The sequence below is a fragment of the Bartonella sp. AA81SXKL genome, from assembly GCF_042196945.1.
Classification (GTDB): Bacteria; Pseudomonadota; Alphaproteobacteria; order Rhizobiales; family Rhizobiaceae; genus Bartonella.
The window spans coordinates 1-555 of the sequence record NZ_JBHIRH010000407.1 but is presented as its reverse complement, the minus strand read 5'-3'; the positions used below and the strand labels follow the sequence as shown (position 1 = coordinate 555).

The following is a 555-nucleotide window of genomic DNA, read 5'->3' as shown; positions in this document are numbered from 1 at the left end:
AAAGTTATCCACAGATAATGGGGTTATTCACCCCATATTTTAGGTTTGACCCGTGACATAAGCCGCCCATTTATCCATATAGACACGGCGCTGTTCTAGATAGTCAGTGCGACGATAGGAGCGCTCTACTTGTCCTCCTACTGTATGACTTAGAATAGTTTCAGCGACCTCATAGGGGGCATCGGTTGTTTCTGCTAGCCAATCGCGTAAACTAGAGCGAAAACCATGGGGGCAAGCTTCAATTTTATTTTTTCTCATATATTGAGCCATACACTTCTCAGCGAGGGGACCGCGACCTTTAGCAGAAAAAAAGAAATCATTACGAGAAAGCAATCGTGCTTGTTTTAAAATGTCTAATGCTTCAGTTGATAAAGGCACGCGAAACTCTGTTGTGGCATCACGCTTGCCTTTCATATTCTCAGCAGGGATTGTCCATATATCACCTTCAATCTGATCTTCACGAATATGACGCAAAGGGTTGGTACGAACGCCTGTCAGGATAAGCAAGCGCAAAGCCAGTTGTGTTATGTTTTGTGTTTTACAGAGTAACTGATA

1 protein-coding gene is annotated in these 555 nt (G+C 43.2%); it reads right to left on the bottom strand.

Going from position 1 to position 555, the window contains the following annotated elements; all coding sequences use genetic code 11:
• Nucleotides 1-39 precede the first annotated feature (39 nt).
• Nucleotides 40-555 (bottom strand): tyrosine-type recombinase/integrase (locus ACFINZ_RS11970; protein ID WP_375701642.1); only part of this gene is annotated, 516 nt, incomplete at its 5' end.